A 14,774-nucleotide genomic window follows, 5' to 3' on the forward strand; every position below is an offset into this window, starting at 1 on the left:
TTGTGTTAGTATAGTATTATATTCAATAACATAAAGAGGAGAGGATAAGATGGTTCAATATCAAGATATCGTGCAATGGAGGAGAACGTTCCATCAATATCCCGAGCTATCTGAGAATGAATATGACACAACGCAACGTCTGAAACACATATTAGAGGAACATAATGTCTATGTGTTAGATTTGCCACTCAAAACTGGGCTGGTTGCAGAAGTGGGTCACGGAGATTCATTTGTAGCTTTACGTACAGATATTGATGCGTTGCCTATACATGAACAAGTGACGCATGACTTTATTTCGCAGAATGAAGGTGTCATGCACGCATGCGGACATGATATTCATATGGCAACGATACTTGCAACAACGATGAAGTTGAAAGAGGTTGAAGATGAGTTGAATGGTAGAGTACGCATAATCTTTCAACCTGCTGAAGAACTAGGTTATGGCGCTTCTTATATTACTGAGACGAACGCATTAGATGGGGTGAAAGCAGTACTTGGCTTCCATAACTATCCATCAATGAAAGTTGGAGAATATGCGATTAAGCCAGGTGTGTTGACTTCAGCTGTCGATCGCTTTGAATTTAAGATTAAGGGCAAAGGTGCACATGCTGCCAAACCTGAACAAGGCAATGACCCTGTGATTGTGCTCGGTCAACTGATTACGAGCATTCAATCTATCGTGAGTCGTAATTTATCCGCTTTCGATGATGCCGTATTAACTATAGGTGAGGTTTCAAGCGGTAGTACATGGAACGTTATCGCTGATCAAGCCTACATGCAAGGTACAGTGCGTACCTTTGATGAGTCAGTGAGAACGAAGATCAAGCAACGCTTAAATACGATTGCTAGTGGCTTAGCACAGACTTTCGATGTCGATATTGAGGTCTCGTATGATTATCTACCTGGGGCTGTCGTGAACGACGATGATCTGACAGACCGAGCCGTTAGTGTAGCTAAAGAGGTCGGATATGACGTGACACTGTTGGATGAGCCGTTAACCATTGGTGAGGATTTCTCTGGCTATTCGAAACACTATCCGAGCGTCTTTGCATTGATTGGTTCACAAAGTGATTACGACTTGCACCATCCGAAGTATGATCCGGATGAACGTATCTTCGAGTTAGCGCCAGACTATTTCGTGACTTTAATCCGTCAACTTTTAGACGAGTAAGGTGGTAAAATAGTTGGATTAAACAGGTGGATTGAGTTAGCTCAACTGGTTAAAACAGATAGTGTACGCCAATATCTGCGACCAATATGATTGTGGAATGAGTTAGCCCAACTGGTTAAAACAGATGGGTGAGTTGGTAAAACCAGAGACGAGAATCAGTAGTTGCTAGGGCGCAAACCGTATTATAAAGCGTTCTGTCATGCTAGTTGTCATTTTCAATAAAAATCAAATATACCTTATCGCTTAATATTTGATGTATTAATCAAACTTAAACATTGGTAAATAGATAAAGAAACATACTATGAAGGAGTGTTGATGATGGCAGCTCAAGATCCTAGAACGAAATTCTCAAGTGAGAAATATCCGAAACAAGAACAACCAGTACCTGGCTTACAAAGTAAACTCGAACCGAAACCGGATTGCGGTGAAACATCTTACCAAGGACATGGTCGACTCACTGACTACAAAATGTTAGTGACTGGTGGTGACTCAGCTATTGGTCGCGCAGCAGCGATTGCTTATGCGAAAGAAGGTGCGGATGTCGCAATCAACTACCTTCCAGCAGAACAAGAAGATGCCGAAGAAGTCAAATCCGTCATCGAACAAGCAGGGCGCAAAGCCGTCTTAATTCCTGGCGATGTTCGCGATGAGCAGTTTAATTATGATTTAGTCGAACAAGCGTATAACGAATTAGGCGGATTAGACAACGTGACACTTGTGGCAGGACATCAACAATATCACGATGATATTAAAGGGTTCTCTACTGAAGCTTTCACAGAAACGTTTGAAACGAACGTGTATCCTATATTCTGGACGGTTCAGAAAGCCTTAGACTATCTTCAACCTGGTGCAACAATCACGACAACGTCTTCTATTCAAGGTTATAAACCGAATCCTATTTTACACGATTACGCAGCATCTAAAGCAGCCATTATTTCCTTGACTAAAAGTATTTCAGAAGAATTGGCAGAAAAAGGCATTCGCGTGAACTGTGTGGCACCTGGTCCTTTCTGGTCACCACTTCAAATCTCTGGTGGACAACCACAGTCTAAGATTCCAGAATTCGGTCAGAATTCATTGATGGGCCGTGCCGGTCAACCAGTTGAACTTTCTGGTATTTACGTTCATTTAGCATCTGAAGAAGTAAGCTACACAACAGGCCAAGTTTACGGTGTGACAGGCGGCGCTCAAATCGACTAAAGCAACTTAGAAGCAATTTCATAATTTAAGAAGTACTTTGACATTCGTATCGGTATAGAAGCGTATTCTGTATCGATACGTTTTTTATAAACAATGTAGGTGTAGAAGAAATTTGTTAGGAATGAGGGGATGTATGATGAAACAATTTTTAGCAGTGGAATTATCAAAGACTCAGAACTACAAGTTACTTACTGGAGGAATTATACCGCGACCGATTGCGTTTGTGACTACACATGACAAACAAGGGACGTTGAACGCAGCGCCATTCAGTTTCTTTAACGCAGTATGTGCAGAACCGCCCATGGTGATGATTTCTGTAGGTAGAAAGGATGGAGAACGTAAGGATACGACCCTAAATATTCTCGATAATGAGGAATTTGTCGTACATATTACGGACGAAGAGATTATTGAAGCCGTTAATACGACTGCCGCTTCCCATGCACGCTCAGTTAACGAACTGAACTTTACTGATTTAGAAGTTGTACCTTCAGAATCTGTGAAAGTGCCTGGAGTGAAACAGGCAAAGATTCGTTTAGAATGCCGTTTACATCAATTAATTCCATTAGGTGATGAAATCGAAGGCTCAGATTTAATTATCGGTGAGGTCGTTCACTATCACATTGATGATGACATTTATTACGATGATACTAAAATTGATGCGGATAAACTCAATGCGATTGCACGGCTTTCTGGCTCAAATTATTCGAAATTAGGGGAACAGTTTACGATCGAACGACCAGAGAGCTAATGATTTAGAAGCGGTTAGAAATCATGTAAATCATGCTCGAAGCTGATGATATTGTTGAGTTAAATACATTGTATTCTATAAGTTTGGAAGGCAACTTGTAAATGATGTAGGCTTTTAACTATCCTATAGATGATTACATACTATAGGAGGTTAAGGTCGTGGAGAAGAGACATCCGTTGTACGGCTTACTCGTCATCTTATTAATCGCTTTTCTAGCTGTAGGCTATTTAACGCATATCATGTGGCTCACAACGCTACTAGCAGTAATTTGTTATCTTTTATTAATTTTCGTTGGATGGCAAGAAATAAGATCCAATATCGCCAATCATGTTATCAATGAACGACCGAAATGGATTTATTTTTGGTATACGATCTTAGAATTAATGATAGGTATTATGTTTATTGGATTTTTATTCATAATGTTTAAAGATAACGTTGACAGTGGAGCAATTTTACTTCCAGTAGGTATGCTGAATATTTTCGCACTGCAATATTATCTGAAAATAAATGGTCAGCATAAATCTGCGAAGAGGATGGTTTCTCGTAAGATCGTGCGAAAGTTATTACCAATAGTGCTTGTGGGCAATCCGCTTCTACTTCTTATCAGTAGTTATATGATGAGAGTGGAGTATACTCTATTAGGAACAATTGGTTTACTGCTATGGCTTGCTTTAATATGTTGTTCTTCATTCTTTACTTATCGCTATGATATTAAGGAGTAAGATAGTATGAACTTCAATGCTGTGATTAAACATTATCCGTTATGGAAGTTCAGCGTTTGGGTGCTAGGTTTAGCGTTGATTTGTTATGGCGTGTATACTAAAATTTTAATGTTAACTCTTGTGCTAGCGGTTCTTTTCTTCGTAGGAATCACGCTAATCAATTATATCAAGGTACGTTGGAACCTCGCCCAAGGTCAGTTGAAAATCTCAAAAGGCTTAGCATATACTTTGCTGATACTTACTTCAGTAGTTTATGTATGCTTGTTGAGTACGTTTATTTATTATGTTGGAAGTGAAAGAAGTGCTACCGTTCCTTATTTAACACTATTGAGCACGTTCGTTATTTTTATTCTTGAATACATCTTAAAGATTTCAGCGCAGTTCAGTGATGGCATTCAGGTTAAGACCCAATCGAATCAACAAGCGAAGCGATGGTTAGGTTTAATATTAGTCATCTTAGGCGCCTCATTAATAGCGATTATGCTAGGTGTATATTTTACCAATTGGCTAACAATTATTACGAGTGTCATCATCTTTATGGTGTTTACACTCGTGTTAACTTACTATTTGCGTAAATATCAAGTTGAAGAATAAGTGTACTATTTTATTTCATTTTACTACGCAAAGATTGACGCAAGATACAAATTCATGTAATGTAAGATTAAATATAATATAGCTTATCAAGAGAAGTGGAGGGACTGGCCCGACGAAGCTTCGGCAGCATGGTCACGCGCGTGCCAATTCCAGTAGCAATGATTTGCTTGAAGATAAGGTTGATAACGAATTCAAAGCTCTTTTCTTCTTGTGAGAAAAGAGCTTTTTAAGTAGAAAGAGGAAGTGAGATGTACATGGATAACGGGCAGAAAGGAAGTTTATGGGCCTTATCCCCACTCATATTATTTATCGTGCTCTTCTTAGGAGTCGGAATAGCGACAGGCGACTTTACCATTATGCCACTCAACGTAGCAGTCATTGTCGCTGCAATATTTGGATTAATCATCCATCGTAAAGTGCCTTTTAATAAAAAAGTGGAAGTGTTCACGAAAGGGGCAGGACATTCGAATATCTTATTGATGGTGCTCATCTATTTACTTGCAGGTGCATTTTCACAAGCAACGGAAGATATGGGCGGTGTGAAATCGACAGTTAATCTAGGTCTAACACTCATACCCGAGAACCTCTTGATTGTAGGACTGTTCGTCATCTGCATGTTCGTCTCTATCTCGATGGGGACCTCTGTGGGGACAGTTGCTGCGATTGCACCGGTAGGATTCGGTTTAACGCAAGCAACAGATGTCTCAGCAGCGATTACTATGGCAACTGTCGTGGGTGGTGCAATGTTTGGTGACAACCTATCTATGATTTCAGATACGACAATTGCTGCAGTACGTACCCAACATACAAATATGAAAGATAAATTCCGCGTAAACTTCAAGATTGTCTTACCAGGTGCTATTTTGACGATGATTATTCTATGGTGGATGACACGCGGCGTACATCTTGCACATACAGGTAGCTATCACTACGATTTAGTTAAAGTCATTCCTTATGTTCTCGTACTCATCCTTGCTCTCGTTGGTCTGAACGTGATTGTCGTCCTCATCGGCGGTACTGTACTTTCAGCCGCGATTGGACTGATTGACGGTTCCTACTCTTGGGTAGGTTTATTAAAATCCCTCGCAAAAGGTATCGAAAGTATGGAAGATATCGCCATTCTTGCTTTGCTGATTGGTGGTTTAGTAGCGATTATTGAATATTACGGCGGAATTCAATGGTTGCTCAACTTTGTGCGCAGTAAAGTGAAATCGAAACGTGGCGCAGAATATGGGATTGCAACGCTTGTGAGTGCTGCAGACATTTCCACTGCAAATAACACGATTTCCATCTTGATGTCTGGACCACTAGCGAAAGATATCGCAGACGAATACGGCGTGGATCCACGCAAATCAGCGAGTATTTTAGATATTTTCGGTGGATGTTTCCAAGGACTGCTACCTTACAGTCCACAGTTAATCGCAGCTGCCGGAGTAGCAAGCATTTCGCCTGTTGCTCTCGTACCATATTGTATTTATCCGATACTACTCGGCGTTTGTGGCTTACTTGCCATTTTCTTCAAATTTCCAAAGTTGAAAGAACGTCATTAATGAGTGAGAAACACTGGTAGGACAATTCTTTGTCGTATTAGTGTTTCTTTTTAGTAAGCGTGATTTTACTACGGTGACTTTTACCGTTAACATTGACGGCATTTTAACATTAAAGGTAAAATGAATAAGTTGAGACATTTATGGAACTAGCTTAGATAATTGTTGTTACTAAGCAAATTAAGTTAAAATGATTGTGATGGAAGGTGGGTGACAATAGTGGCACAGTATAACGTTGAGAATGAATATGTAGAAATTGAAATTGAACGTATATTTAAAGTGGATCCAGTACTAGTATATCAAGCTTGGATAGACAAAGATTTCTTAAAACACTGGTTCATGACAACCGAACGCACAAATAAGAAGCTAGAAGTGCAGCCTGAAGTCGAAGGGCGCTACGAAGTGGTAGATGTCAGAAAAGGAAAAACAAATCGTGTCGTAGGTTCATACGTCGCTCTAGAAGAGAACGCTTGGATTGAGATGACAATTGGTATGCCTGACATCAGTGATTCAGAAGATAATATCACAGTGGAATTCCTTGAACGCGAACCAGGCAAGACCCATATGATTTTTACTTACACAGCCTACGTACCGAAAGAACGTCGCTTAACGACACTCGAATACAAACAACTCAAGAAAGAATATCACGATTCAACAGCACATGGTTTTGAAAATATGTTCGACCGTTTACACGAAGTATTAGCTGAGTACGAATCCGAAGAAGAATAATATATTAGAGAAGCCAATCTATGATTAATGGAAGTCATAGGTTGGCTTTTTACGTTGTTATGTGAAGATTGCCCATGGTCGCCGCATGATTCTATTTTTCCGTTGCAACGTTGAGAGCGAAGGTGAAGAGAATAATTTCTTAGAACTGTGTATTAAAGTGTATGTAGATAGTCTTAAAATTCCTACATAAGTTGATTAGGAATATAAGGAACAAATACACGCGTTAAGCTTTATTAGAAATATGAATGTAGAGATTACAAGATGCGCTATAATTCCTCGAAATACTTAAATTAAACTAAAGTAAAGAGAATATGTGAAGAAAAGATGAGAATGATATATTTTGAACTTATGAAATATAACGAATGAGAGTAGTATGAAAAAGATATGAAACAAAAATTTTTATATTAAACTGATGCACTATAATCCCTCGTAACACTTAAATCAAATCCAAAAAGAAGAGAATATGTTGAGATGAGTTTGTTTATGGGTGTAATGAGAGAATTTAAATAAGAGTATGAATTTAGAAGAAAGTTTAAATGATAGATGTATACCTGCAACACGAGTTAAAAAGAGGTGGTGCGACTCCCGAGGTATCAAGGACACAGTGAAAATCCATTCATAACGCGCAATAAGCGTTATGAATTAGTTGAACGTGACCACCTAGGAAAGCGTCACCACCTCACAATACGAAGTATTGCAAATTAGTACAAACACCACATTCTTACGAATACAAATTAGAACCATACAAATTTTACCTACAAAAAATAAGCCCACAGATGCTAACACATCTGCAGACCTACACATCCACTACGAAATTCTCTTCACAGCCACGCGCGGACAATACGTCGCACTCAACACATCCACATGATGCGTAGCCAGCTGATAAATCAATTTCGAGAACACCTCAGGCGTACAACACACATCAATACGATGCTTCGTAAACGTATACGTAATATGCTCATTATTATCCAACATCGTCATAATATCAATAATCTTATCCTTCACAAACGCATCGTGCATACCATCCACATTGAGCTCAAACCGCTTAGATGAGTGCATAATATGATTAGAGTCTAGCAGCTCAACGCCCTCCGATGCTGTGACGATTTGATAAATCGCATAGTTATGGAAACTGAGAAAGCTGACAACATAAGGAAGTTGACGCTTCGGAATATTGATTTCCAAAGCATATTGTTGATTGTCTTTCATAATATTAAATTGAAAAGGGTCGCAAAATTGAATTTGACGACAAAGTTTAGTTAAGCGTTTACGCACGCTACGTTTGTGGAGTCCGTCCAAATTAAGAACGAACGTTTCTGTCTTATCCAAGAACATAGGGGGACCTCCTCATCTAAGCGAAATATATCATTTCAATTGGCCGCTCAAAGTAAGCAATCGCTCCATTGTGAACGGCGCAATGTTACATTTATCTCTTATGATTTATACTAAATTGTACCACTCTTTAATGATTATAGCACTCGGTCTTTAGGATGAAGTTAAATAAAAGTTACAATTTGATTAAAATAAATAATGAGTTATATAGAGAATTGATATACAGAATTTGAGTAAAGTGGAAAGTATTTTTATTACTAAAGGAAAGAATTTTCAGAAAATAATATTGTCGTTCGTGTTCGCTTGTGTTAAATTCAATGTTATATCAGTTACAAAGGGGAGTTAGTTATGTTAGCAAAAGCGAGTCGATTTGCGACGAATACATTTTTAATATGGATGTTAGTAGCTGCGGTAATTGGATTTATTTTTCCGCAAGCTTTAGCTCAACTCGGAGGTTATGTGCCGTATCTTCTTGGTATTGTCATGTTAGGGATGGGGTTGACGATTGACCCGAAAGATTTCAAGATTGTCTTTCAAGCACCACGTTCCGTAATCATCGGTGTCATTCTGCAGTATACGATTATGCCGATTTCTGCCTATCTTATCGCGAAATTATTTCATTTACCTGCTGAAGTTGCTATTGGTGTGATTCTTGTCGGATGCTGCCCTGGAGGCACGTCAAGTAATGTCATGAGTTATCTTGCCAACGCCAATGTAGCCTTGTCTGTGGCAATTACGAGTGTGTCTACGCTATTAGCGCCAATCTTAACGCCAGCACTCATCTATCTGTTTGCGCATGAGTGGTTGCAGGTTTCCTTCCTCAGCATGTTGTGGTCAGTGGTTCAAGTCATTCTGATTCCAATCGTCATTGGATTTATTTTACAAAAATTGTTCCATCGCTTTGCGAAAGAAGTAGCGACAGCATTACCTATCGTCTCTGTGATCGCAATTTCGTTGATTCTAGCATCTGTAGTTGGAGGAAGTAAAGAACAAATCTTGGAAACGGGACTACCTATCATCGGCGTCGTTATTCTACACAACGTCATCGGTTATGGCTTAGGCTATGTGCTCGGTCACCTTGTGAGATTAGAACGACCAGATAAGAAAGCAGTCTCTATTGAAGTAGGGATGCAGAATTCAGGTTTAGCTGTGTCGTTAGCGACAGTTCATTTTACTCCGCTAGCGGCAGTACCTGGGGCGATCTTCAGCCTCATTCACAACATTACAGGGCCGATACTCGCGAAATATTGGTCTAAGCGGTAGGATCAGTTAGTTCGTGATTCAATCTTGAATCTCATATGTTACACTTGTTTAAAAGTATTATAGGAGAATGTATTATGGTTGAACTTACGGGGCATCATCATATTTCGATGTATACGAAAGATGCACGTGCAAATAAGCAATTCTATACAGATGTGTTGGGATTGAAATTAGTTGAGAAGACCGTGAATCAGGATAATCCGAGGATGTATCATCTATTCTACGGTGATGAATCAGGACAACCTGGCACGTTGTTAACGTTTTTCGAAATACCGATGGCGGGTGCTATGCGAAAGTCAACAAACTATATCTCTCGTCTATGTTTACTCGTCCCTGATGAACAGAGTTTAGATTACCATCAAGCGCGTTTAGCCTCCTATGATATCACAACACAACGCGATACGTATCTGGGTTTACCGGCGCTCTACTTTGAAGATAGAGATGGTCTATCACTTGTGCTTGTAGCGAATAGCACGCATAACTATCCGCACGCTTGGCAACCGTATAGTGAGAGTACGGTACCTCGTGAGTACCAAATTATGGGAATGGGTCCGGTCGAATTCACTTTACAAAAGTTAGAGCCTACGCAGCAGTTTCTAGAGTCACGGTTAGGTTATAAGTTAAAAAGTCAGCATCCGCTAGTTTATACTTTAGATTCAGAAGGCATGTATAGTGATATTGTACTAATTCAGAAAGATGGGGCTATGACGAAACCAGGACGAGGCTACGTACATCATATTGCATTAGCTACACCAGACGATCATTCATTAGCAGAGATTTACCACACGATTGATCAATTACCACATAAAAATTCTGGTATCATTGATCGTTATTTCTTTAAATCGTTGTATTATCGCCAGAATGCGATATTATTTGAGTTTGCGACGACTGATCCTGGTTTTACAGTGGATACTGCAGTCGAAGATTTAGGCAAACATCTTAATTTACCTGACTTTCTAGAACAAGACAGAAGTGAGATAGAAATAAACTTAAAGGATTTAGATTAAGAGAGGCGTTTAAACATGTATAGAGCAGTCATATTTGACTTTGACGGCACAATTATTGATACAGAACAACATATTTTTGAGACAATCAATCGTCATTTGAAAGAGGTGGAAGCAGAACCTATTTCCACAGAATTCTACCGACAAACGATCGGTGGTTCCGACGATGTTTTGAAAGGTTATTTAAATCAAGTTGTGGGACAAGAGAGGACTGAATGCATCTATCAAGATGTACATGAAAGCAGTACAGAACTAGAAATCTTCCCAGAAATCCACGCTTTGATGAAACAGTTGAAACAGCGTCATATTCCTATGGCTATTGCGACGAGTAGCTATCGCCGCGATATTCAGCCCGCATTTGATCAACTTGGTTTAGAAGATTACATTGAAGTGATTATCGGTAAAGAGGATGTCGATGAGGTTAAGCCGAGTCCTGAATTATATTTAAGAGCCGTCCAAGCACTCAATTATAATCCGGTGAATTGTCTAGCAATTGAAGATTCAACGAATGGAGCGGAAGCGGCTACGTTAGCTGGTCTTGACGTTATTGTGCAGACGAACCAAATGACGTCAGCTCACGATTTCAGTTCCTTTAATTACGTGGGCAAAGATATGAGTGCGGACGACATTATTCAACATTATTTTGCGAAGGAGTAGCGCGATGATAGGTTATATTCTCTTGTTTTTTGTCGGAGGACCTTTGATCTTTGCGATTGGTAATTTAGTGTTAGGACCGTTGTTTAATCGTCGAATTCCTATGCGTGTCCATTTCCGCTCTTTTATCGTAGCAACAGCAATTTATTTGATTCTTGCTGGATTATTCTACTATTTTGTGCTGTCACATTACATGTGATGGCCATATTAAAAGACTTCAACGAACGTATTGGGCATTTTAAGTTATGTCCATTGTCACGTGTTGAAGTCTTTTTGTCGTTATGTAGCTGTAAAAATCAAATAGTCGCCGCGTTGAAGGTCGACTGTAGTTTGTTTAATGCATGAGTTGTAGCACAATCGTTAATAATATGAGAACGAATAAAATGACGTCGACGCCTAGGATAATTTTAAAACGCGTCGTATTCGCACCTTGAGCCGTAGCATGTTTCAAACCTCGGTAGTTATTCCACGCACTACCTAGCAATATAACGAGAAGAACAATTCCAATGATAAGTTTCATTATTTGCCCCCATTTCCACTTTTATTAGCGATAAATTCCCATACATAACCTGCAATGATACCCACTACTAAACCGACGATAATACCGATCTTAATCGTCGCAATGATCGCACCGAGAATGATGCCGAGAAGCATGGCTATCGGAATCGTTACACCGAATTTGAATTTACGTTCAGGCGTGTTGAGCAACGCAAATAAAGTATAGTAAAGCAGGGCAAAGACGAGTGCAGCAAGTACAGATTTGCCAATTATACCTAACGTTGATGTTTCATGTTTACTAAAAATATTGATTAAAAAGAAAAGGACGCCGAAGATGATTGCTATGATCAGCGTACGTAATTTAAGATTCTGTTTCATATTGGTACGAGAAACTCCTTTAACTGAATTACTCAAATTATATCATATCTATAAAATTTATTAGACCTCTGCCATTTCATTTAAAAGTATGATAGAATAAGCATATTCTATACAGAAAGTATCACTGTATTCCTCAAAAAGACGCTATTAAGACTTGCGTATCTTTTACACTTACAATTTTAAAAAAGTTAGAAAAGCTAACAATCGCATGAGCATCACATTGAGTGCATGTGAATGACTTAAAACTGTGAAGATTCTTTGAAATTTATTTTGCATTTTTCGTACAAATCACATAGAATATATAAAAAGAATGTAAGCCCTTACATAAAATGTAATATAATAGTGTCTGAGTCAATAGCGTTTAATTAAATTGGGACAAGGGTGCATTCTAAGATTGATTTGCTCATCAATGATTAATGGCAGTAGAGTACGATATCATTCTCTTGAGCTGTGAGTTCCTGGGGCAGTTCGAACAACTCACATTTGAGGAAGAATTTATCGTTAGAAGCCATGAATTTTAAATCAAATCAATCTTCTGAATAGATAGAATCTTTATCTAAGATTCGAGAATAACGAATTAGGAAGAGATGGGGTTGAATTATGGCAGAGAAGAATAAGTTACAAAGGGGATTGACTGCGCGTCAAATGCGCATGATCGCCCTTGGAGGTACAATCGGTGTCGGATTATTTATGGGAGCATCCGATACGATTAACAAGACAGGACCATCTGTTATCTTTGCATATCTCATTGCAGGTATGTTCCTATTCTTAGTTATGCGTGCAATGGGTGAGATGGTTTACTTACATCCAACGACAGGTTCATTCGCACACTTTGCGAGTGACTACATCCATCCTGTGGCAGGTTACATCACAGCGTGGAGTAACATCTTCCAATGGATTGTCGTCGGTATGAGTGAAGTTATCGCAGTAGGACAGTACATGAACTATTGGTTCCCTGAATTACCACAGTGGATTCCAGGTGTCATTGTAATTCTATTGCTTGCGGCAGCGAACTTAGTTTCTGTTAAAGCATTTGGTGAATTTGAATTCTGGTTTGCAATGATTAAAGTTGTCACTATCATCTTAATGATCATTGCAGGTCTTGGACTCATCTTCTTTGGTTTAGGAACAGGACATGCGACAGGATTATCTAACCTTTGGTCACACGGCGGATTTATGCCACATGGTTGGGTTGGTTTCTTCTTCGCACTCTCTATCGTAGTCGCATCTTACCAAGGTGTTGAATTGATAGGGATTACAGCAGGGGAAACGAAAGATCCTCAGAAGAATATTAAATCAGCAGTTAATGGTGTCATTTGGCGTATCTTAATCTTCTACATCGGTGCCATCTTCGTTATCGTTACTGTTTATCCATGGGACCAATTAGGTCATATCGGTAGTCCATTCGTAGCAACATTTGCGAAAGTCGGTATTACATTTGCAGCAGGACTCATTAACTTCGTTGTGCTTACAGCAGCGATGTCAGGTTGTAACTCAGGTATCTTTAGTGCGAGCCGTATGATCTTCACACTAGCTGAGAAAGGTCAAATGCCTAAGTCATTTGCGAAAGTGATGAAGAACGGTGTGCCTGCCTTTGCAGTTGCTGCAATTTCTGTCGGTATCTTAGTCGGCGCATTACTTAATGTGATCTTACCGAAATTGATTCCAGGCGCAGACAACGTGTTCGTATACGTTTACAGTGCGTCTATCTTACCAGGTATGATTCCTTGGTTCATGATCTTGATTAGTCACTTGAGATTTAGAAAGCTTCATCCTGATCAAGTTGAAGGCCATCCTTTTAAAATGCCAGGAGGCGCCGTAGGTACATTTATTACAATCATCTTCTTTATACTTGTATTGATCGGTATGTTGTTCAACAAAGAACAAGTGATTTCATTGCTAATCGGTGTTGTCTTCCTCGCGTTTATGACAGCTTATTACTTCATTAAGGGTTATCATAAAATGAGTGAAGAAAAACAACGCTTCTAAATGAATCAATTGAATAAATAATAAAAGACTTAAGTTGACGTTACGTCGCAACTTAAGTCTTTTTTACTAACTTAATGTTTAAAATGAATATTTGAAATATGCTTGCGATAATTGTCTAAAGCCATCTTAGATTGCGTAATTGAATCTAATGAATGTTGGTAGTTGAGCGCAATATAGCGATAATATAAGACATCTACAGTAAAGAGTTGCGCAAACAGTGAAGTGGTTGCAGCCATGCGTAATTCGTTCTCATCTGTTTGACCATAAGTCAGTACGTGATCAGAAATTTCAGCTACCGGATTGTTTGCAGTGCTCGAAATCGTGATGATAGAGATATTGTAATCCGTTGCTACTTTCGCCATGGCTTGTAACTCACTGTGGCTACCGTGGTTGGTAATAAATACGACACAATCGCGTTGATCATGTGTTGCGAGCGTCGAAGTGAGTTGATGTGTTTCTGTGATGAAACGAACATTTAAACCAATACGTGAGAATTTCTGGAATAAATCCGTCGCAATAATATAAGATGCGCCATAACCGAATAAGAAAATCGTGCGTGCTTGTTTAAATTGATCACAGATGGCACCGATCGTATGGGCATCCAAGTGAGCAGATACATCATAAAGCGTATCCTTTGCGCGTGAAAGTAACTTAGATGAAATATTCTCAATAGATTCATGATCGACGAGTTCTAACAGTGTATTATTCGTTGTATCTTCAGGCAAATAACGAGAGAGCTCTAGCTTTAAATCTTGGAAGCCACCACTGGTCATTTTTTTACTAAATCTGACGATGGAAGCAGCGCTAGTGCCAATCTCTTTCGCAAATTCTTGTACCGACATTTTGACGATATAGTTAGGTCGGTTCAAGATGTAATCAGCAATCTTCTTTTCGCTTTTAGTCAATCGTGTATATTCATCTTCTATCTTATAGAGTACGTTGGTCATA

Annotated in this window: 16 protein-coding genes and 1 riboswitch; of the genes, 12 read left to right on the top strand and 4 right to left on the bottom strand. The window is 39.1% G+C overall.

All coding sequences use genetic code 11. The features are described 5' to 3' along the window. The first annotated feature begins 49 nt into the window (after window positions 1-49). The 7 genes from CD126_RS02700 (at window position 50) to CD126_RS02730 (ending at window position 6,711) form a co-directional block, all read left to right on the top strand. Window positions 50-1,171 carry an amidohydrolase gene (locus tag CD126_RS02700; RefSeq protein ID WP_103369992.1) on the top strand — a complete coding sequence of 374 codons (1,122 nt, stop codon included), beginning with the start codon at window positions 50-52 and terminating at the stop codon, window positions 1,169-1,171. Between the two features lie 318 nt (window positions 1,172-1,489). Continuing rightward, complete coding sequence (locus CD126_RS02705; RefSeq protein ID WP_103369993.1) at window positions 1,490-2,371, top strand: SDR family oxidoreductase; 882 nt, start codon at window positions 1,490-1,492, stop codon at window positions 2,369-2,371. Window positions 2,372-2,507: 136 nt separating this feature from the next. Beyond that, window positions 2,508-3,119 carry a flavin reductase family protein gene (locus CD126_RS02710; RefSeq protein WP_103370003.1) on the top strand — a complete coding sequence of 204 codons (612 nt, stop codon included), beginning with the start codon at window positions 2,508-2,510 and terminating at the stop codon, window positions 3,117-3,119. 158 nt (window positions 3,120-3,277) lie between these two features. Then, window positions 3,278-3,841 carry a hypothetical protein gene (locus CD126_RS02715; protein WP_049407529.1) on the top strand — a complete coding sequence of 188 codons (564 nt, stop codon included), beginning with the start codon at window positions 3,278-3,280 and terminating at the stop codon, window positions 3,839-3,841. Between the two features lie 6 nt (window positions 3,842-3,847). Further along, entirely contained in the window at window positions 3,848-4,435 is a 588-nt protein-coding gene (locus tag CD126_RS02720; protein ID WP_049407531.1) for a death domain-containing protein, read from the top strand. An 80-nt stretch (window positions 4,436-4,515) separates the two neighbouring features. Then, window positions 4,516-4,615, top strand: a riboswitch (SAM riboswitch). A 74-nt stretch (window positions 4,616-4,689) separates the two neighbouring features. Further along, window positions 4,690-5,985, top strand: a complete 1,296-nt coding sequence (locus CD126_RS02725; protein WP_040806471.1) for a Na+/H+ antiporter NhaC family protein — start codon at window positions 4,690-4,692, stop codon at window positions 5,983-5,985. A gap of 216 nt (window positions 5,986-6,201) precedes the next feature. Continuing rightward, complete coding sequence (locus CD126_RS02730) at window positions 6,202-6,711, top strand: SRPBCC family protein (RefSeq protein ID WP_049407533.1); 510 nt, start codon at window positions 6,202-6,204, stop codon at window positions 6,709-6,711. Between the two features lie 807 nt (window positions 6,712-7,518). On the opposite strand, the gene CD126_RS02735 is transcribed toward CD126_RS02730, so the two are convergent. Further along, entirely contained in the window at window positions 7,519-8,046 is a 528-nt protein-coding gene (locus CD126_RS02735) for a hypothetical protein (protein WP_103369994.1), read from the bottom strand. 345 nt (window positions 8,047-8,391) lie between these two features. Here CD126_RS02735 and CD126_RS02740 point away from each other — a divergent pair, with 345 nt between their 5' ends. The 4 genes from CD126_RS02740 (at window position 8,392) to CD126_RS02755 (ending at window position 11,160) form a co-directional block, all read left to right on the top strand. Beyond that, a complete protein-coding gene (locus CD126_RS02740; protein ID WP_049407536.1) occupies window positions 8,392-9,306 on the top strand; it encodes a bile acid:sodium symporter family protein in 915 nt (304 codons plus the stop codon). Window positions 9,307-9,380: 74 nt separating this feature from the next. Then, window positions 9,381-10,310 (top strand): VOC family protein, encoded by a 930-nt coding sequence (locus tag CD126_RS02745; RefSeq protein WP_103369995.1) that lies wholly within the window; start codon window positions 9,381-9,383, stop codon window positions 10,308-10,310. Between the two features lie 15 nt (window positions 10,311-10,325). Further along, complete coding sequence (locus CD126_RS02750; RefSeq protein ID WP_049407540.1) at window positions 10,326-10,964, top strand: HAD family hydrolase; 639 nt, start codon at window positions 10,326-10,328, stop codon at window positions 10,962-10,964. A 7-nt stretch (window positions 10,965-10,971) separates the two neighbouring features. Further along, window positions 10,972-11,160 carry a hypothetical protein gene (locus CD126_RS02755; RefSeq protein ID WP_232620139.1) on the top strand — a complete coding sequence of 63 codons (189 nt, stop codon included), beginning with the start codon at window positions 10,972-10,974 and terminating at the stop codon, window positions 11,158-11,160. Window positions 11,161-11,295: 135 nt separating this feature from the next. Here the strand turns inward: CD126_RS02755 and CD126_RS02760 are convergent, their stop codons facing one another. Together CD126_RS02760 and CD126_RS02765 are read right to left on the bottom strand one after the other, a co-directional pair. After that, window positions 11,296-11,481, bottom strand: a complete 186-nt coding sequence (locus CD126_RS02760; RefSeq protein WP_049407545.1) for a hypothetical protein — start codon at window positions 11,479-11,481, stop codon at window positions 11,296-11,298. Continuing rightward, window positions 11,481-11,837: a hypothetical protein gene (locus tag CD126_RS02765; protein ID WP_049407548.1), complete on the bottom strand. Its 357-nt coding sequence runs from the start codon at window positions 11,835-11,837 to the stop codon at window positions 11,481-11,483. The genes CD126_RS02760 and CD126_RS02765 overlap by 1 nt, the downstream gene beginning before the upstream one ends. Window positions 11,838-12,437: 600 nt before the next feature. Here CD126_RS02765 and CD126_RS02770 point away from each other — a divergent pair. Beyond that, on the top strand, window positions 12,438-13,826 hold the full coding sequence (locus CD126_RS02770; protein WP_103369996.1) for an amino acid permease: 1,389 nt from the start codon (window positions 12,438-12,440) through the stop codon (window positions 13,824-13,826). A gap of 71 nt (window positions 13,827-13,897) precedes the next feature. Here the strand turns inward: CD126_RS02770 and CD126_RS02775 are convergent, their stop codons facing one another. Continuing rightward, window positions 13,898-14,773 carry a MurR/RpiR family transcriptional regulator gene (locus CD126_RS02775; RefSeq protein WP_049407551.1) on the bottom strand — a complete coding sequence of 292 codons (876 nt, stop codon included), beginning with the start codon at window positions 14,771-14,773 and terminating at the stop codon, window positions 13,898-13,900. Between the last annotated feature and the right edge of the window lies 1 nt (window position 14,774).

The sequence above is a fragment of the Staphylococcus pettenkoferi genome (assembly GCF_002902685.1).
GTDB classification, from domain to species: domain Bacteria; phylum Bacillota; class Bacilli; order Staphylococcales; family Staphylococcaceae; genus Staphylococcus; species Staphylococcus pettenkoferi.

What these genes read in the sequence shown, in the direction of transcription:
- CD126_RS02700 (WP_103369992.1), top strand. Translation starts at nt 50, where the DNA reads ATGGTTCAATATCAAGATATCGTGCAATGGAGGAGAACGTTCCATCAA.
- CD126_RS02705 (WP_103369993.1), top strand. Translation starts at nt 1,490, where the DNA reads ATGGCAGCTCAAGATCCTAGAACGAAATTCTCAAGTGAGAAATATCCG.
- CD126_RS02710 (WP_103370003.1), top strand. Translation starts at nt 2,508, where the DNA reads ATGAAACAATTTTTAGCAGTGGAATTATCAAAGACTCAGAACTACAAG.
- CD126_RS02720 (WP_049407531.1), top strand. Translation starts at nt 3,848, where the DNA reads ATGAACTTCAATGCTGTGATTAAACATTATCCGTTATGGAAGTTCAGC.
- CD126_RS02725 (WP_040806471.1), top strand. Translation starts at nt 4,690, where the DNA reads ATGGATAACGGGCAGAAAGGAAGTTTATGGGCCTTATCCCCACTCATA.
- CD126_RS02735 (WP_103369994.1), bottom strand. Translation starts at nt 8,046, where the DNA reads ATGTTCTTGGATAAGACAGAAACGTTCGTTCTTAATTTGGACGGACTC.
- CD126_RS02740 (WP_049407536.1), top strand. Translation starts at nt 8,392, where the DNA reads ATGTTAGCAAAAGCGAGTCGATTTGCGACGAATACATTTTTAATATGG.
- CD126_RS02745 (WP_103369995.1), top strand. Translation starts at nt 9,381, where the DNA reads ATGGTTGAACTTACGGGGCATCATCATATTTCGATGTATACGAAAGAT.
- CD126_RS02750 (WP_049407540.1), top strand. Translation starts at nt 10,326, where the DNA reads ATGTATAGAGCAGTCATATTTGACTTTGACGGCACAATTATTGATACA.
- CD126_RS02760 (WP_049407545.1), bottom strand. Translation starts at nt 11,481, where the DNA reads ATGAAACTTATCATTGGAATTGTTCTTCTCGTTATATTGCTAGGTAGT.
- CD126_RS02765 (WP_049407548.1), bottom strand. Translation starts at nt 11,837, where the DNA reads ATGAAACAGAATCTTAAATTACGTACGCTGATCATAGCAATCATCTTC.
- CD126_RS02770 (WP_103369996.1), top strand. Translation starts at nt 12,438, where the DNA reads ATGGCAGAGAAGAATAAGTTACAAAGGGGATTGACTGCGCGTCAAATG.
- CD126_RS02775 (WP_049407551.1), bottom strand. Translation starts at nt 14,773, where the DNA reads ATGACCAACGTACTCTATAAGATAGAAGATGAATATACACGATTGACT.